The organism is Streptomyces sp. NPDC030222, from assembly GCF_055573115.1.
Genome location: NZ_JBVICA010000015.1, coordinates 126011 through 142049, shown reverse-complemented (window position 1 = coordinate 142049; position 16039 = coordinate 126011). Strand labels below are relative to the sequence as shown.

The following is a 16039-nucleotide window of genomic DNA, read 5'->3' as shown; positions in this document are numbered from 1 at the left end:
ATCACCGTCCCGGATCAGAGCGGCATGGCCCGGGCGGCAGGTCCCGCCACCGGGAGGTCCTGCAGAGCGGCGCCGTCGGACAGCGGACCGGTCGCGTCCGTGCTGGACACCGGCCGGAAGTCGGCGATCCGGGTGCCGACGCCGTTGGCCAGCGGATCCACCCCGGTCTTCGCAAGCGGGTTGATCTGCATCTTCTTGAGCTGCCCTGCCCCCGACACCGAGTTGGTCACCACACCGGTGAGTGCCTGGGCCCGCTCGGGCGCGAGCGGCGAGGCCGCCCCGACCGGCAGACCGGTGTCCGGCAGTGGCGCCGCCTGGGCGGCACCGCCCGCACCGGCGGCCGCGGCCGCCGCAGCGACCGTGAGACCGGCGCGCAACAGCGCCTTCCGCGGGGACTTGGGAGCCGAATGACGTGCCATGGAATTCCGCCTGTCCAATGGGTTGCCAGTAATCGCGTGCACACGAAGCGTAGTTGAGGTGTGATGCTCGATACCAACCGCTGCCTCGGGGGGTCCCCTGCACGGGTCAATGCGTCACACTGGTGTCCCGTGAGTTCCCAACCCTTCCCGGCCCGCGTCGTGCTGCTCGCAGGGCCCTCCGGCTCCGGAAAGTCGTCCCTCGCCGCCCGTTCGGGCCTTCCCGTACTGCGCCTCGACGACTTCTACAAGGAAGGCGGCGACCCGTCCCTTCCCCTCGTCAGCGGCAGTACGGACATCGACTGGGACTCCCCCGGGTCGTGGGACGCGGACGCAGCCGTCGCCGCCATCGAGGAGCTGTGCCGCTCCGGCCGTACCCGCGTTCCGGTGTACGACATCGCCACGAGCGCGCGGACCGGCCGCGACGACCTCGACATCGGGCGCACACCACTCTTCGTGGCCGAGGGCATCTTCGCCGCGGACATCGTGGAACGCTGCCGGGACATGGGGCTGCTGGCGGACGCGCTGTGCCTGCGCGGACGTCCGTCGACCACCTTCCGGCGACGGCTGCTGCGCGACCTGCGCGAGGGCCGCAAGTCGGTGCCGTTCCTGGTGCGTCGCGGCTGGCGGCTGATGCGGGCCGAGCGCGGCATCGTGGCCCGCCAGACGGCGCTCGGCGCCCACCCCTGCGGCAGGGAGGAGGCGCTGGGCCGACTCGCCTCGGCGGCCGCCGGCCGGTCGCTCGCGGCGCGGCCCACCGCCGACGCCCGCTGATCGCCCGGTACGCCGCCCTTCCGCTCCTGGAGCGGGCGGACACGTGGAAGCGGGGCCGAACCCCCCGGTCGGCCCCGCTTCTGCTTCCCCCGTGAGCCATTCGCCTCCCCCGAGACGAACGGCCCCGCTTACCCCCCGTGTTCCCCCGTGCTCTCCCCCCGTTCCCCGTGTCCCCCGTGCTCCCCCTGATCCTCAGGCGACGAGCTCGCCGAAGGACTCCTCCTGGTCACGGCCGAAACTGAGGACCTCGTCCTCGCGCAGCCGGCGGAGCGACCGCCAGATGCTCGACTTCACCGTGCCGACACTGATGTCGAGGATCTCCGCGATCTCCGGGTCCGTGCGGCCCTCGTAGTAGCGGAGGACCAGCATGGTGCGCTGGAGTTCCGGCAGCCGGGCGAGCGCCTGCCACAGGACCGCGCGCAGCTCCGTGCCGCGCATCGCGTCCGTGTCGCCGGCCGTCTCCGGCAGCTCCTCGGTCGGGTACTCGTTGAGCTTGCGCCGCCGCCAGGCGCTGATGTGCAGGTTCGTCATCGTGCGGCGCAGATAGCCGCCGACCGCGGCCTTGTCGCTGATCCGGTCCCACGCCCGGTACGTGGAGAACAGCGCGCTCTGAAGCAGGTCCTCCGCCTCGTACCGGTCGCCGGTCAGGTGGTACGCGGTCGCGTAGAGGGACGCGCGGCGCTCCCGGACGTAGGCGGTGAACTCCGCCTCGCTCAGGGACGCCCGCTGCCCCTCTGCCTCCTTGTACGCGGCTCCCCCCGCGTTCGTGGCGACCGGGCTCGTGCCGACCGGGTTCGCGTCGATCACCGTCATGTAGGGCGCTCGCCGCGCCGCCGGGATCCGGCCGGTGCAACCGCCCTTGGTGCGATTCACGTCGTGAAGACGCGTGACAACTGCGCTTGAGGTGGTGCTGTGCAGTGCGTTCATCTCGCGCCCCCCGTCGATGGCGTGCGTTCCTCGGTCTGTGCCAAGAAGCTTGCCCCCGCAGTTTCATGGCGCTGTCCGCCGACTGTCACAGGCCTGTCACAGGGGTCGCTGGACCTTGTGGACGCGCCCTCCGGCCTCCGCGGTCGACCTCTTTCAACCCATGGGCCAGAATGTGGCCGTGCCTTTCCTGTTGCTGATCGAGGACGACGACGCCATCCGCACGGCCCTTGAGCTGTCCCTGTCCCGCCAGGGCCACCGCGTGGCCACCGCGGCGACGGGCGAGGACGGCCTGAAGCTGCTGCGCGAGCAGCGGCCCGACCTGGTCGTCCTGGACGTGATGCTGCCCGGCATCGACGGCTTCGAGGTGTGCCGTCGCATCAGGCGCACCGACCAGCTGCCGATCATCCTGCTGACCGCCCGCAGCGACGACATCGACGTCGTGGTCGGCCTTGAGTCCGGCGCCGACGACTACGTCGTCAAGCCGGTCCAGGGGCGGGTGCTGGACGCGCGGATCCGCGCCGTGCTGCGCCGCGGGGAGCGGGAGGCCACGGACTCGGCCACGTTCGGCAACCTGGTCATCGACCGGTCCGCGATGACGGTCACCAAGAACGGCGAGGACCTCCAGCTGACCCCGACCGAGCTGCGGCTGCTGCTGGAGCTCAGCCGTCGGCCGGGCCAGGCGCTGTCCCGCCAGCAGCTGCTGCGGCTGGTGTGGGAGCACGACTACCTCGGCGACTCGCGTCTGGTCGACGCGTGCGTGCAGCGGCTGCGGGCCAAGGTCGAGGACGTACCGTCCTCGCCGACCCTGATCCGTACCGTCCGTGGTGTCGGCTACCGGCTGGACACCCCTCAGTAGATCCCACAGAAGAAGGCCCCGTGAAGAAGGCGATATTCGCCGGTCTGCGCTTCACCAGTCTGCGGCTCCGACTCGTCCTCGTCTTCGGGCTCGTCGCGCTGACCGCCGCTGTCTCCGCGTCCGGAATCGCGTACTGGCTGAACCGCGAAGCCGTGCTGACCCGTGTCCAGGAGGCCGCCCTCGGGGACTTCCGGCAGGAGATGCAGAACCGCGCCGCGGTGCTGCCGATGCAGCCGCGTCCGGAGGAACTCCAGGAGGCGGCAGAGCGGATGGCGCACAGCAGCAATCCCGGCTACGCCGTGCTGCTCGTCGACCGGGGCGCCAACGGGCATTCGATCGTCGGCGCGTCCGACACCGACGCGTTCACGCTGGAGGACGTGCCCGGCTCCCTGCGGGAGGCCGTCGACGAGCAGCAGAAGGTCGGCGACAACAACGCGTACCCATACCACCTCTTCTGGCAGCGGATCACGCTGCGCGGCAATCCGTACCTGGTGGCCGGCACGAGGATCATCGGCGGCGGGCCGACCGGCTACATGCTGACCTCGCTCGCGCAGGAGCGCGACGACCTCAACTCCCTGGCCTGGTCGCTGGGCATCGCCACCGGTCTGGCGCTGGTCGGTTCGGCACTCCTCGCCCAGGCCGCCGCGACGACGGTGCTCAAGCCGGTACAGCGGCTCGGCGAGGCCGCACGGCGGCTCGGCGAGGGCCAGCTCGACACCCGGCTCCAGGTGTCGGGCACCGACGAACTCGCGGATCTCTCCCGCACGTTCAACCTGGCGGCTGCCGCGCTGGAGAAGAAGGTCGCCGACATGAGCGCCCGCGAGGAGGCGAGCCGGCGTTTCGTCGCCGACATGTCGCACGAGCTGCGCACCCCGCTGACCGCGATCACCGCGGTGACGGAGGTGCTGGAAGAGGAGCAGGACAGCCTCGATCCGATGATCGCGCCCGCGGTGCAGCTGGTGGTGAGCGAGACGCGCAGGCTGAACACCCTCGTGGAGAACCTGATGGAGGTGACCCGCTTCGACGCGGGCACCGCCCGGCTGGTCCTCGACGACGTGGACATCGCCGACCAGATCACCGCGTGCATCGACGCCCGGGCCTGGCTGGACGCCGTGGAACTCGACGCGGAGCGCGGGATCATGGCGCGGCTCGACCCGCGCCGGCTGGACGTGGTCCTGGCCAACCTGATCGGCAATGCCCTCAAGCACGGCGGGTCCCCCGTACAGGTCTCCGTTCGGCCGGAGGGCGACGAGCTGGTGATCTCCGTACGGGATCACGGCCCGGGCATTCCGGAGGACGTGCTGCCGCACGTCTTCGACCGGTTCTACAAGGCGAGCGCGTCCCGGCCCCGGTCCGAGGGCAGCGGCCTGGGACTGTCCATCGCCATGGAGAACGCACTCATCCACGGAGGCGACATCTCGGCCGCCAACTCGCCCGAGGGCGGTGCGGTCTTCGTGCTCCGGCTGCCGCGCGACGCCTCCCGGCTGGCCCAGAACAACCAGGAAGGCGGGGGCGCGAAGTGAGGACGCAGAGTCGGGTCGCAGGTGCCGTGACGGCCGCGGTGCTGCTCGGGGCGGCCGTGGCGGGCTGCGGCATCCGGGCCACCACCGTGCCGGTCGATGCGGGTGCGGCACCGTCCCGGGTCTCCTGCGAGCAGCCCTCCGGCCGGACGGCCGGGGCGGGCGGTACGACGGTCAGGATCCGGCTGGTGTGCGGCTCACAGCTGTTCACCGTGGAGCGTTCGGTGACCGGTGCGGACGGCGACGGCGCCGAGAGGGTGCGGTTCGCGCGGAAACTGCTCGACGAGCTGCGGAAGGTGCCGTCGGACGGCGAGAAGTCGGCCGGGTTCTCCACCGCTGTGCCGGCCAAGCTCCGGGTCTCCGCCGGCCGGTTCGGCGACCCGGCAGGCACCCTGCGGCTCAGCCAGGAGCCCGGTGACCTGCCGCCGTTCGGCCTGGCGCAGATCATCTGCACGTACGCGGAGAACAGCCGGACGGCCGCGAAGGGCAGCACGGTGGTCCTGGGCGGCCCGGGCGACGAACCGGCCCGCGGCTATGCCTGCACGCAGGCATTGCTCGCCCGGCCGGGCGAGATGGAGACACCGGGTGCGGTCCCGAGCGCCGCGGCCTCCGCGACGAGGGGCACCTCCGCGGCACCCGGCCGGCCCGGCTCTCCGAAGTCGGTGTCCCCGTCCGTGGCATGAGGCCTGGGTACGGCGGACGTGGCGGGAGGAACTCATACGGTGGTCCGATGCGCGATTCGTCCCGTCGTCCGGCGCCCGGCTCGTACGGTCGTCCGGTGAGTGAGCCTTTCGGCCGTCCCACCGGTGACCCGAACGGCGGAACCGATCCCGCCGGTCCCCGCGTCTTGTCAGGCGTGCAGCGTCAAGGTACGGGCGGCCAGGCCGCCATCCGCTTCCGCCTGGCCGGGCTGGTGCTCCTGCTCGCCCATCTGCTCCTGGTGGGGTGGCTGACGCTGCGCCCGCTCGACGTCACCTGGGTGACCGCTCCGAACTGGGAGCCGTTCGCCGGGATCAGGGCCGATCTGATGCTCGCGCCGGTCGACGCGGCCCAGCGGATCGCCGAACGGCTGGTGCTGCTCGCCCCGCTGGGGGTGCTGCTGCCGCTGACGAGCGGCCGTCTCCGGGTCTCGCCCTTCGGGTCACTGGTGCGCACGGCGGCGGCCGGCGCGCTGATCTCCCTGAGCATCGAACTGCTCCAGACCGCGGTCCCTGGCCAGGTCGTCGACGTGGACTCGCTGCTGCTGAACACCACCGGAGTGGTGCTCGCCCATCTCGCGGTCGTCCCCGCGGGCCGGGCCGTGCTCCGCCGCAGGTGCGACGGTGCCGCGCGGTCCGCCCCTCTCACGGAGGAGCGTTCTCAGGGTCGTACCCCGACCCTTCCCAGGGTCGGGATCGCCCCGTGGAGTGACGCTTTGCCCGCTTCGCACACCCAGAATTGAGGCATCGGGGAGCGCACAAGGGCGCTCCGGCCGAGTCGCAGTTCGACGTTCGCGAAGGAGACCGCCATGACAGCTCTTGCCCGCCCCCGTGACGGACGGATGATCGGCGGAGTGTGCGCCGCGCTGGCCCGGCGCTTCGGCACCTCCGCGACCACGATGCGGGTGATATTCGTGGCCTCGTGCCTGCTCCCGGGCCCGCAGTTCCTGGTCTACCTCGCCCTGTGGCTGCTGCTGCCGAACGAGAAGACCGCGGGGACCGCCTGGTAGCGGCCGCGTGCCCGGCTCCGGCAGTTGTCACCCGGTCCGGCAGCCGTCACCCGCCAACCGCTATTCCGTACCTGCTGTCCGGCAGCCGCTGTCCCGCACCCGCTGTCCGGCAGCCGTCATTCGGCGTTCCTCTCGGCGAGCTTGTCCAGCTGCTTGTCGACGACCTCCTGGGGGACCTGTACCGACGTGCCCCTCTTCTTGGTGCCGGTGACGTCCAGCGCCATGAGCCTCACCACGGTGGCGCCGCGCCGTACGACGACCATGTGCACGGGTGCGGAAGCTCCCTTGCCGGTCGCGGTGAGGGTCCAGCTCACCGACTCGTCACCGCCGGTCCGGTACTCCGTGGCCGTCACGTCCTCGTACGTGCCGCTCTTGCCTTCGAGGGTCACGCCGAAGCCGGTGCGGCACGCTGCGACGGCTGACCGCAGGTCCCTGATCACCTGCCGGGCGTCGGCGTCGGCGTAGGCGCTGAGGGAGGAGGAGACGGCGAGCCCGGGGAGCCGCTGGGATCCGATGCCGCGGGTCACGGTGGCCCGGGCCACCGGCCAGGGCTTGTCGCCCATGACGTCGGCGAGGGGTTGGCAGTCCTCGCGGTCCACGGCAGGGCGTGCACCGGCCTTCGGGTTCAGCGCGGTGGCCGACACCTGGAAGCCCGGAAGATCGGCGGGCTGCAGTGCCGCACGTTCCAGGCTCCTGGCCTCGGGTCCGCTGGTGCTGGTTGCGACCTGCGGGCCGTCGTCACGGCCGCCGCACGCGGTCGCCAGGAGAAGTACGAGTGCCGCCGCGACGGTGGCCTTCACACGCATGTCGATGGTTCCTGTCGGTATTCGTTACCTGGTGTTCGTTGTCCGCTGTTCGTTGTCCGGTGGCGCTGTCCGTGATGGCCCGTGGTGGTGTCCGGTGGGCGTTCCCGTGGAGTCGCGCGCCTTCCGGGACGGCCGTCCCGGTGCGCGGCCGGCAGATGGTCCGGCGCGCGGACGGTGCGGAGGGCGGGTGCGGGGAGGGCCGGCTCACCGGCGCGTACGGCCGAGGGCGCACACCGGTGTGCGGTGCGCGCCCCGTGATGGTGCGTCGCGGCCGGTCAGGCGCCGAGTCCGGTGCCGGCGGGCAGACCGCCGAGTCCGGCGCCGCCGGGCAGGGCGCCGACGGGCACTCCGCCGAGCAGGGCGCCGGTCTTCTGGGCGGCGGGCAGCGCGTGCGGGAGGGCGGTGTCGGTGGCGACGTCGCCCAGCGTGTTGCGGGCGGCCCGGCCGCTCGTGGCGCCCTCCAGCGGCAGGGATTCGGTGACCTGGTCCAGGGCACCCGGGGCAACCTGGGGGACGATCGGGGCCGCGGTCGCGGAACTTGCGGCCACGGCGGCGAATGCGGCACCTAGGGCGGCGGCACCGAGGGTCTTGGCGGCGGACTGCTTCATCGGATTCGGTCCTTGCGGAAGGGGACTTGAGCGGCTCGTCAAGCTAATCAGCGTGTGCCATTGCCGCAAACACCGAAGAGGCGGCCGGAATTCGTGTCCGCGGCCGCCTCCTCACCCTTCGCAGGTCGTCAGCCCTCGGAAGAACCGCTGGTCGCGGCGGTCTGACGGAACAGCCATTCGGACTTCAGTTCTGCGTATCCAGGCTTGATCACGTCATTGATCATCGCGAGGCGTTCGTCGAAAGGAATGAACGCTGATTTCATCGCATTGACTGTGAACCACTGCATGTCGTCGAGCGTGTATCCGAAAGTGTCGACGAGGTGCTCGAATTCGCGGCTCATGCTGGTGCCGCTCATCAAACGGTTGTCGGTGTTCACGGTGGTGCGGAAGTGGAGGCGGCGCAGGAGCCCGATGGGGTGTTCCGCGTAGGAGGGCGCGGCGCCCGTCTGGAGGTTGGAGGTGGGGCACATCTCCAACGGGATGCGCTTGTCCCGCACATAGGCCGCGAGCCGGCCCAGCTTCACCGTGCCGTCCTCGGCGACCTCGATGTCGTCGATGATGCGCACGCCGTGGCCGAGCCGGTCGGCGCCGCACCACTGCAGGGCCTGCCAGATGGACGGCAGCCCGAAGGCCTCGCCGGCGTGGATGGTGAAGTGGTTGTTCTCCCGCTTGAGGTACTCGAACGCGTCGAGGTGGCGGGTGGGCGGGAAGCCCGCCTCGGCACCGGCGATGTCGAAGCCGACGACGCCCGTGTCCCGGTAGCGGTTGGCGAGTTCGGCGATCTCCAGGGCCCGCGCGGCGTGCCGCATGGCGGTGAGGAGTGCTCCCACGCGGATGCGGTGGCCGCTCGCGCGGGCGCGACGCTCACCCTCGCGGAAGCCTTCGTTGACCGCCTCGACGACCTGTTCGAGGGTCAGGCCCTTCTCGAGGTGCTGCTCGGGCGCGTACCGGACCTCGGCGTAGACGACGCCGTCCTCGGCGAGGTCCTCCGCGCATTCGGCGGCGACCCTGACCAGGGCCTCCCGGGTCTGCATGACCGCGCAGGTGTGGTCGAAGGTCTCCAGATAGCGTTCCAGGGAACCGGAGTCGGCCGCCTCGCGGAACCAGATGCCGAGCTTGTCGGCCTCCGGCTCGGGCAGCGCGGTGTAGCCCGCCTGACGGGCGAGATCGATGACAGTGCCGGGGCGCAGCCCGCCGTCGAGGTGGTCGTGGAGCAGGACCTTCGGCGCGCGGCGGATCTGGTCCGCGGTCGGCAGGGAGGGGGTCGGGCTCGTCATTTCCGCACTGTAGCCCCTACGCGCGTAGAGCACCGGGCCCCGACCCGACGTCGATATGTAACAGTGACCGGCAGGACGGGTGGAGTACATCTCCGCTTCTGAGAGTGTTCTGCCATGGGACAGAACGCACTGCCCCGGTGGTGGGGGCGGCCCTCCGGCCGCGGCGGTCCGGCGACCGCACTGTGGGAACGAACGGAAGTCCGAACGAACGGTAATCCGCAGCGTGCGCGGCTCGGCCGGGCCGTTCGCGCGAGCGGGGCGGACTCGGCCGTCGGCGCCGTGGTGCTGACCCTGCCGGACGGCGACCCGGTCTCGGGACGAGGACCCTCCGTCCTCGCGTACGCCTCGGTGTGGCCACTGGCCCGTGCGTTGGTCCGGGCCGGTGGCGAGGACGGACTCGTCGCCCATGTGGTGCGGTACCGCTCGCGCGGCTGGAACGGCACCGACGCCCGGTTGGCGGCGGACGCGGCCTGGGCCGTGGAGGAGCTCGTCCGGCGCTACGGGGACGTTCCGGTCTGCCTGGCCGGGCACGGCATGGGCGGACGGGCCGCACTCCGGGCCGCCGCACACCCCGCCGTCACCTCGGTCCTGGCGATGGCGCCCTGGCTGCCCGAGGACGACATGGCCGCCGAGCCGGAGCCGGTGCGGCAGCTGGCCGGCAAGCGGGTGCTGATCGTGCACGGCACCGATGACGCCCGCACGGATCCGGAGTTGTCGTTCCGGCTGGCGGAGCGCATCAAGAAGGCGAACCGGAACGTGTGCCGGTTCGAGGTGCACACCGACGGGAACGCGCTGCGCCAGCACCGCCGGGAAGTCCTGGCGCTGGCCGCCGACTTCGTGACGGGTTCGCTGCTGTCCCGGCCGTTCACCCGCCCGGTCGCGGACGCGCTGGCCGCTCCCCCGCCGCTGGGCCTGCGGATGCCACTGGCGGCGGGTTTCGGGAAGTCGCTGCGGTACTGACGCCTTACGGCGTCGGCCTGCCGGACGGCACGGCGCGACCGGACGGCACCGCCGCCGGACGGCACCGCCGAGCCGGACAGCACCATCGCCGGACAGCACCGCCGAGCCGGACAGCACCGTCAGTCGGACAGCACCGCCGAGCCGGACGGCACCGTCAGTCGGACAGCAGGCGTCCCCGCCGGGAGAGCAGGAACCGCTTGAACGCTGCGACCGGCGGGGTGTCGGGGTGTCCGTCGAGCCAGGCCACGCCGATCTCGCGGACGGCGCGGGGTGCGGTGACGGTGAGTTCGACGACGCCGGGGCGGGCCACTCCCGGGGGCGGCAGCAGGGCCACCCCGAGCCCCGCCGCCACCAGACCGCGGAGGGTCTCTGCCTCCTCGCCCTCGAAAGCGATCCGCGGTGCGAACCCGGCCTGCCGACAGAGGTCGTCGGTGATGCGGCGCAGCCCGTAGCCCGGTTCGAGGGTCACGAACATCTCGTCGGCGGCCTCGGCGAGCCGGATGCGCTTGCGGGAGGCGAGCCGGTGGTCCTCGGGAACGACGAGCCGCAGCCGCTGTTCGTCGAGCCGGCGGGAGACGAGGCCGGGGGCGTCCGGCACGGGCGAGGTCAGGCACAGGTCGAGGTCGCCGGTCCGCAGCCGTTCGATCATCGCCTCGCCGTAGTTCTGCACGAGCTGGAAGCGGACGCGGGGATGGTCGACGCGGAAGGCGCGCAGGAGTTCGGGTACGGTCTCCCAGCCCATGGTGTGGAGGAAGCCGAACGCGACCTTGCCCGCCGCGGGGTCGGCGTCGGCGCGCACGGACTCGGCGGCCTTCCCCACCTCGGTGAGGGCACGCTCGACGGAGCCGAGGAAGGTGCGGCCGGCGGGGGTGAGCGAGACGGTGCGGCCCCTGCGGGCGAACAGCGTGACGCCGAGGTCCTCTTCGAGGCGGACGATGGCCCGGGAGAGGGTCGACTGGGGCACGCCGAGGTCCTGTGCGGCGCGGGTGACATGCTCGTGGCGGGCCACGGCGGCGAAGTAGGCGAGCCGCGGGGCGAGCATCAGCCTGGTGCCCGCCTGGATGTCTTCTTCGTAACTGTTCAGTGACACGCGCGCTCCTGACCATCGCTCATGCATCAGTGGAATGATTATCGCCATTCCACGCATTGGACGCATCAGGCGGGGGTGCCTACGGTCGTCGTATGTCTCCCGCCAGTACCGGGGCGTCCACCACCGTGGGCGCCTCCCCCTCGTCGTCCCGTCAGTCGTCTCCCTCCCCGTCCGGCGCTTCCGCCCGGCAGACCGCTCCGGGACACACCGGCTACCGCCGGATGAGCTTCGCGCTCTTCGCCGCGGGCATGGCGGCCTTCGTCCTCCTCTACTCCACGCAGGCCCTGCTCCCCGCCGTCTCCGACGAGTTCGGCGTGACCGCGGGGCAGGCCAGCTGGACGGTCTCCGCGGCGACGGGTGCGCTTGCGCTGTGCGTGCTGCCGCTGAGCGCGCTGTCGGAACGGTTCGGACGGTCCAGGATGATGACGGTGTCGCTGGCGGTCGCCGTCGTGACCGGACTGCTGGTGCCCTTCGCGCCGACCCTGGGGTGGCTGGTGGCGCTGCGCGCCGTGCAGGGCGCCGCACTGGCCGGGCTGCCGGCGTCGGCGATGGCGTACCTCGCCGAGGAGGTCCGGCCCAAGGCGCTGGTCGGCGCGATCGGCCTGTTCGTGGCGGGCAACAGCATCGGCGGGATGAGCGGCCGGATCGTCACCGGCTGGGTGGCCCAACTGGCCGGCTGGCGCACGGCGCTGGGTGCGGCCGGTGTGCTGGCGCTGGTATGCGCGGTGGTCTTCCGGCTGCTGCTCCCCCGGGCGCGGAACTTCGCCCCCGCCTCGCTCCAGCCGCGGTCGCTCGCCCGCACCGTCCGCGGACACCTGTCGGACCCGCTCCTGATGCGGCTGTACGGGATCGGCGCGCTGTTCATGACCGTGTTCGGTGCGGTGTACACGGTCATCGGCTACCGACTGGTGGCGGCACCGTTCGGGCTGGCGCAGGGCGTGGTCGGCTCGATCTTCCTGGTGTACCTGGTGGGCACCGTGTCCTCGGCCGCGGCCGGGAGACTGGTGGGCCGGCTGGGCCGCCGCGGCGCGCTGTACCTGGCGGTCGGGACGACCGCCACGGGTCTGCTGGTCTCGCTCGCGGACACGATCGCCGCGGTGCTCGCCGGTCTCGTGCTGATCACGGCGGGTTTCTTCGCCGGACACGCCGTCGCCTCGGCGGCGGTGAGCCGGACCGCGAAGACCGGCCGGGCCCAGGCCTCGGCGCTGTACCAGTCGGCGTACTACCTGGGCAGCAGTGCGGGCGGCACCCTCGGCGCGATCGCGTTCCACGCGGGCGGCTGGCCGGCCACGGTGCTGCTGGGGCTGCTGGCCGTCCTGGGTGTGGTGTCGATCACCCTGTACGGGACACACCGTGCGCGTGCCGAGCGTCGCGTCGTGACCATGTCCGCCGCCCGCGGCTGACCCTCGGCGGCCCACCCCGACACCACGTGGCACCCCGCGACAAGATCACGATCTGTTACAGAAACGTCCCCCTCCGGGGGCAACTCCGGACCCCCCTCCGGCTGTCTACCAGGCGACAAATGCACCACGCGCCCGTATGGAGGAGTCGACAGCCGTGGGGGACATACGCAGACGAGGACTCGTCACTCTGGGTGTCACCGCTCTGGTGGCCCCGCTGACCCTCGCCATGGGGACCGGTTCGGCGCAGGCGGCGTCGTGTACGACGTCGGCCGGCCCGTACCAGAAGCAGGTCGAGAAGTTCCTCGGCCGCCCGGTGGACGGCCGGCAGTCGGCCGCCGACTGCCAGGCGATCAAGGCCTTCCAGACCAAGCACCAGATCTACCCGAACGCCGGGTACGCAGGACCGCTGACCTGGTCGGTCATGGACCTGATGAACAAGCAGAAGGCCGTCGGGACCAACCCGAACAAGGACGGCAAGTGCCCGACCGACAAGGGCCGCATCGCCTGTGTGAACCTGAGCCTCCAGCTCAGCTGGATCCAGGACGGTTCCAAGCTGGTGTACGGGCCGGTACCAGTGCGGTCCGGCCGTGACGGCTACGAGACCCGGACCGGGCTGAAGAAGATCTACTGGCGGGACATCGACCACGTCTCGTCGATCTACAAGGTGCCGATGCCGTACAGCCAGTTCTTCGACGGCGGCCAGGCGTTCCACTCCGTGGGCATCAGCGTCTGGGCGCCGCCCGGCTCGCACGGCTGCGTCAACATGCGGACGGCGGACGCGAAGAAGTACTGGAGCCTGCTCCGGAACGGCGACGACGTCTTCGTGTACGGCCGGAAGCCCGGCACCTGAGCGTCCGCGGTACGTGTGGTTCCGGGCGGGCGGCGCCCGGAACCACACGCCCGGGCGCGATTGTCAGTCCCCTCCTGTAGTTTCCGAAGCGCCGGTACCGAAGGGTGTCGGGGCTTCGGGCTACAGGGGTGGACCCCATGACTGAACTCGCAACGAGCACTGAACCGGAATCCCGGCTGGAGCAGTACCGCGTCGAGCTGACCGGCTACTGCTACCGGATGCTGGGTTCCTCCTTCGAGGCGGAGGACGCCGTCCAGGACACGCTGGTCCGGGCATGGCGCAGCCTCGACCGCTTCGAAGGGCGCTCCTCGCTGCGCTCCTGGCTCTACCGCATCGCGACGAACGTCTGTCTGGACATGCTGAACGCCGGGAACCGGCGGGCCCGCCCCATGGACCTGTCCTCTCCGCAGCCGCAGGCGTCCGCGGTGCTGAGCACCCGGCCGGAGGCCACCTGGCTGGAGCCGGTCCCCGACGCCCGGGTGATGCCCGCCGTCGCCGACCCGGCGGACACCGCCGTCGCCCGCGAGTCGGTCCGGCTGGCCTTCGTCGCCGCGCTCCAGCACCTGCCGCCCAAGCAGCGCGCCGTGCTGATCCTGCGCGAGGTGCTGGCCTGGAGGGCGAGTGAGGTCGCCGAGCTACTGGACACCACCGTCGCGTCGGTGAACAGCGCCCTCCAGCGGGCCAGGGCGACCCTGGCCGACGCCCCACCCCGCGAGACGGACCCGGCCGACCCCCTCGACGACGACCAGCGCCGACTCCTCGACCGGTATGTGACGGCCTTCGAGGGGTACGACATCGAGGCTCTGACCGCACTGCTCCACGAGGACGCCACACTGTCCATGCCGCCCTACGACCTGTGGCTGCGCGGCCGGGCGGACATCGCCGCCTGGCACCTGGGCCAGGGCATCGGCTGCAAGGGCTCCCGCCTCATACCGACGGTGGCCAACGGCACGCCCGCGTTCGGCCAGTACCGCCCCCGTGAGGACGGCCCCGGCCACCGGCCGTGGGCACTCCAGGTCATCGAGATCTCAGACGGCACGATCGTCGGGCTCAACGCCTTCCTGGACACCGACCGCTGGTTCCCGCTGTTCGGCCTCCCCGAGCACCTCGAAGAGCCCGGTCAGGACGAGTAGCGCGCACAGTGCGGGCGTCGGGTACCGGACCGTGAACCGGCACCCGTGCCGCCTCGCGACCAGCCTCATCCGGGTCAGTGCCTCGACCGCCGTCAGGTCGGCCTGTGTGACGGCGGTGGCATCGCACACGATCGCGGAGGCACCGGCCCCGTGGAGGGCGGCGACGCGTGCGCACAGGAGAGGCACGTCGGCGGGGGCGACGGCGGGGCCCGTGAGGACCAGGGTGCTCGGTTCGGTCATGTCCACACCGAAGGTGACCGCCGAGGAGGACGGAACTCATCGCGATGGGTCCATCGGCGGGCTCACACGGGGAAGCGCGCCCGTCCCGAGGCAGACGCCTTCACCGGTCCCAGCATGCCGAACGGGACCGGCGGGGGTCCGCCGGTCCCGTTCGCCCGAAAGGGTCGTCGCAGGTCAGAGGGGCATCAGGCGATGCGGTCCAGAACGATCGGGTTCGGGGTGAAGTCCGTGCCCGCGGGGGCGATGTCGTACGCCGCACCGAGGGACTGGAGCGCGTAACCGAACTTCTCCGGGGTGTCCGTGTGCAGCGTCAGCAGGGGCTGGCCCGCGGTGACCGTGTCACCGGGCTTGGCGTGGATCTCGACGCCCGCGCCGGCCTGCACCGGGTCCTCCTTGCGGGCGCGGCCCGCGCCGAGGCGCCAGGCGGCGACGCCGACGTCGTAGGCGTCGAGGCGGGTGAGGACACCCGAGGCCGGCGCGGTGATCACGTGCTGCTCGCGGGCGACGGGCAGTTCCGCCTCCGGGTCGCCGCCCTGCGCGGCGATCATGCGGCGCCAGACGTCCATGGCGGAGCCGTCGGCGAGGGCCTTCGCCGGGTCGGCGTCCTTGACGCCTGCCGCGTCGAGCATCTCGCGGGCCAGGGCGATGGTCAGCTCGACGACGTCCGCGGGGCCGCCGCCGGCCAGGACCTCGACCGACTCACGGACCTCGAGGGCATTGCCGGCGGTGAGGCCGAGCGGGGTCGACATGTCGGTGAGCAGGGCAACGGTCTTGACGCCGTGGTCGGTGCCCAGGCCGACCATGGTGGAGGCCAGCTCACGGGCGTCCTCGATGTTCTTCATGAACGCGCCGGTGCCGACCTTCACGTCGAGGACCAGCGAACCGGTGCCCTCGGCGATCTTCTTGGACATGATCGACGAGGCGATCAGCGGGATCGCCTCGACGGTGCCGGTGACGTCGCGGAGCGCGTAGAGCTTCTTGTCGGCGGGGGCCAGGCCGTCGCCCGCCGCGCAGATCACCGCGCCGGTGGTGTCGAGGACGTGCAGCATCTCCTCGTTGGAGAGCAGGGCACGCCAGCCGGGGATGGACTCCAGCTTGTCGAGGGTTCCGCCGGTGTGGCCGAGACCGCGGCCGGAGAGCTGCGGCACCGCGGCGCCGCAGGCGGCGACGAGCGGGGCGAGCGGCAGCGTGATCTTGTCCCCGACACCGCCGGTGGAGTGCTTGTCCGCGGTGGGACGGGACAGCGAGGAGAAGTCCATGCGCTCGCCCGACGCGATCATCGCCGCGGTCCAGCGGGCGATCTCCTCGCGGTTCATGCCGTTGAGCAGGATCGCCATCGCCAGCGCCGACATCTGCTCGTCGGCGACCTCGCCGCGGGTGTACGCGTCGATGACCCAGTCGATCTGTTCGGGGCTCAGTTCGCCCCGGTCCCGCTTGGTGCGGATGACGGAGATGGCGTCCATGGGATTCC

Annotated in this window: 18 protein-coding genes; 10 read left to right on the top strand and 8 right to left on the bottom strand. The window is 71.7% G+C overall.

The genetic code is table 11. The features are described 5' to 3' along the window. Positions 1-14: 14 nt before the first annotated feature. Positions 15-419, bottom strand: a complete 405-nt coding sequence (locus tag ACZ4Z5_RS22095; protein WP_468265278.1) for a hypothetical protein — start codon at positions 417-419, stop codon at positions 15-17. A 63-nt stretch (positions 420-482) separates the two neighbouring features. On the opposite strand from ACZ4Z5_RS22095, the gene ACZ4Z5_RS22090 reads away from it, so the two are divergent. After that, positions 483-1190 (top strand): uridine kinase family protein, encoded by a 708-nt coding sequence (locus tag ACZ4Z5_RS22090; protein WP_468265276.1) that lies wholly within the window; start codon positions 483-485, stop codon positions 1188-1190. A gap of 192 nt (positions 1191-1382) precedes the next feature. On the opposite strand, the gene ACZ4Z5_RS22085 is transcribed toward ACZ4Z5_RS22090, so the two are convergent. After that, complete coding sequence (locus ACZ4Z5_RS22085) at positions 1383-2117, bottom strand: SigE family RNA polymerase sigma factor (protein WP_468265274.1); 735 nt, start codon at positions 2115-2117, stop codon at positions 1383-1385. 178 nt (positions 2118-2295) lie between these two features. Here ACZ4Z5_RS22085 and afsQ1 point away from each other — a divergent pair, with 178 nt between their 5' ends. From afsQ1 to ACZ4Z5_RS22060, 5 genes are all read left to right on the top strand, one after another. Continuing rightward, complete coding sequence (gene afsQ1, locus ACZ4Z5_RS22080; RefSeq protein WP_468265272.1) at positions 2296-2973, top strand: two-component system response regulator AfsQ1; 678 nt, start codon at positions 2296-2298, stop codon at positions 2971-2973. Between the two features lie 20 nt (positions 2974-2993). After that, on the top strand, positions 2994-4496 hold the full coding sequence (locus ACZ4Z5_RS22075) for an ATP-binding protein (protein ID WP_468265270.1): 1503 nt from the start codon (positions 2994-2996) through the stop codon (positions 4494-4496). Then, positions 4493-5176: a hypothetical protein gene (locus ACZ4Z5_RS22070; RefSeq protein ID WP_468265268.1), complete on the top strand. Its 684-nt coding sequence runs from the start codon at positions 4493-4495 to the stop codon at positions 5174-5176. The genes ACZ4Z5_RS22075 and ACZ4Z5_RS22070 overlap by 4 nt, the downstream gene beginning before the upstream one ends. Before the next feature lie 173 nt (positions 5177-5349). Further along, complete coding sequence (locus tag ACZ4Z5_RS22065) at positions 5350-5934, top strand: VanZ family protein (RefSeq protein WP_468265391.1); 585 nt, start codon at positions 5350-5352, stop codon at positions 5932-5934. A 66-nt stretch (positions 5935-6000) separates the two neighbouring features. Then, positions 6001-6201, top strand: coding sequence for a PspC domain-containing protein (locus tag ACZ4Z5_RS22060; RefSeq protein ID WP_468265266.1), 201 nt, complete (start codon positions 6001-6003; stop codon positions 6199-6201). A gap of 116 nt (positions 6202-6317) precedes the next feature. Here the strand turns inward: ACZ4Z5_RS22060 and ACZ4Z5_RS22055 are convergent, their stop codons facing one another. The 3 genes from ACZ4Z5_RS22055 to ACZ4Z5_RS22045 form a co-directional block, all read right to left on the bottom strand. After that, positions 6318-7007, bottom strand: a complete 690-nt coding sequence (locus ACZ4Z5_RS22055; RefSeq protein ID WP_468265264.1) for a hypothetical protein — start codon at positions 7005-7007, stop codon at positions 6318-6320. 275 nt (positions 7008-7282) lie between these two features. Beyond that, positions 7283-7615 (bottom strand): ATP-binding protein, encoded by a 333-nt coding sequence (locus ACZ4Z5_RS22050; RefSeq protein ID WP_468265262.1) that lies wholly within the window; start codon positions 7613-7615, stop codon positions 7283-7285. Between the two features lie 128 nt (positions 7616-7743). Then, positions 7744-8892, bottom strand: a complete 1149-nt coding sequence (locus tag ACZ4Z5_RS22045) for an adenosine deaminase (RefSeq protein ID WP_468265260.1) — start codon at positions 8890-8892, stop codon at positions 7744-7746. A 279-nt stretch (positions 8893-9171) separates the two neighbouring features. On the opposite strand from ACZ4Z5_RS22045, the gene ACZ4Z5_RS22040 reads away from it, so the two are divergent. Continuing rightward, entirely contained in the window at positions 9172-9852 is a 681-nt protein-coding gene (locus ACZ4Z5_RS22040) for an alpha/beta fold hydrolase (RefSeq protein WP_468265258.1), read from the top strand. A gap of 154 nt (positions 9853-10006) precedes the next feature. Here the strand turns inward: ACZ4Z5_RS22040 and ACZ4Z5_RS22035 are convergent, their stop codons facing one another. Continuing rightward, entirely contained in the window at positions 10007-10972 is a 966-nt protein-coding gene (locus ACZ4Z5_RS22035; RefSeq protein ID WP_468265389.1) for a LysR family transcriptional regulator, read from the bottom strand. A gap of 62 nt (positions 10973-11034) precedes the next feature. Between ACZ4Z5_RS22035 and ACZ4Z5_RS22030 the strand changes: the two genes are divergently transcribed. The 3 genes from ACZ4Z5_RS22030 to ACZ4Z5_RS22020 all read left to right on the top strand — a co-directional run bounded on the left by ACZ4Z5_RS22030 (position 11035) and on the right by ACZ4Z5_RS22020 (position 14328). Continuing rightward, complete coding sequence (locus ACZ4Z5_RS22030) at positions 11035-12345, top strand: MFS transporter (RefSeq protein ID WP_468265256.1); 1311 nt, start codon at positions 11035-11037, stop codon at positions 12343-12345. Between the two features lie 154 nt (positions 12346-12499). Further along, the gene (locus ACZ4Z5_RS22025) at positions 12500-13195 is read left to right on the top strand and encodes a L,D-transpeptidase family protein (RefSeq protein ID WP_468265254.1); all 696 of its coding nucleotides are present in this window, start codon (positions 12500-12502) and stop codon (positions 13193-13195) included. A gap of 137 nt (positions 13196-13332) precedes the next feature. Further along, entirely contained in the window at positions 13333-14328 is a 996-nt protein-coding gene (locus tag ACZ4Z5_RS22020) for a sigma-70 family RNA polymerase sigma factor (RefSeq protein ID WP_468265252.1), read from the top strand. Here the strand turns inward: ACZ4Z5_RS22020 and ACZ4Z5_RS22015 are convergent. Continuing rightward, complete coding sequence (locus tag ACZ4Z5_RS22015; RefSeq protein WP_468265250.1) at positions 14224-14568, bottom strand: STAS domain-containing protein; 345 nt, start codon at positions 14566-14568, stop codon at positions 14224-14226. The genes ACZ4Z5_RS22020 and ACZ4Z5_RS22015 overlap by 105 nt on opposite strands. 185 nt (positions 14569-14753) lie before the next feature. Next, complete coding sequence (locus ACZ4Z5_RS22010) at positions 14754-16031, bottom strand: thymidine phosphorylase (protein ID WP_468265248.1); 1278 nt, start codon at positions 16029-16031, stop codon at positions 14754-14756. Positions 16032-16039 lie beyond the last annotated feature (8 nt).

Excerpts from the sequence above, each read along its gene's own strand:
- ACZ4Z5_RS22050 (WP_468265262.1), bottom strand. The coding sequence starts at position 7,615 with ATGAAGCAGTCCGCCGCCAAGACCCTCGGTGCCGCCGCCCTAGGTGCC.
- ACZ4Z5_RS22090 (WP_468265276.1), top strand. The coding sequence starts at position 483 with ATGCTCGATACCAACCGCTGCCTCGGGGGGTCCCCTGCACGGGTCAAT.
- ACZ4Z5_RS22015 (WP_468265250.1), bottom strand. The coding sequence starts at position 14,568 with ATGACCGAACCGAGCACCCTGGTCCTCACGGGCCCCGCCGTCGCCCCC.
- ACZ4Z5_RS22045 (WP_468265260.1), bottom strand. The coding sequence starts at position 8,892 with ATGACGAGCCCGACCCCCTCCCTGCCGACCGCGGACCAGATCCGCCGC.
- ACZ4Z5_RS22085 (WP_468265274.1), bottom strand. The coding sequence starts at position 2,117 with ATGAACGCACTGCACAGCACCACCTCAAGCGCAGTTGTCACGCGTCTT.
- ACZ4Z5_RS22010 (WP_468265248.1), bottom strand. The coding sequence starts at position 16,031 with ATGGACGCCATCTCCGTCATCCGCACCAAGCGGGACCGGGGCGAACTG.
- ACZ4Z5_RS22095 (WP_468265278.1), bottom strand. The coding sequence starts at position 419 with ATGGCACGTCATTCGGCTCCCAAGTCCCCGCGGAAGGCGCTGTTGCGC.
- ACZ4Z5_RS22055 (WP_468265264.1), bottom strand. The coding sequence starts at position 7,007 with ATGCGTGTGAAGGCCACCGTCGCGGCGGCACTCGTACTTCTCCTGGCG.
- ACZ4Z5_RS22060 (WP_468265266.1), top strand. The coding sequence starts at position 6,001 with ATGACAGCTCTTGCCCGCCCCCGTGACGGACGGATGATCGGCGGAGTG.
- ACZ4Z5_RS22030 (WP_468265256.1), top strand. The coding sequence starts at position 11,035 with ATGTCTCCCGCCAGTACCGGGGCGTCCACCACCGTGGGCGCCTCCCCC.
- ACZ4Z5_RS22020 (WP_468265252.1), top strand. The coding sequence starts at position 13,333 with ATGACTGAACTCGCAACGAGCACTGAACCGGAATCCCGGCTGGAGCAG.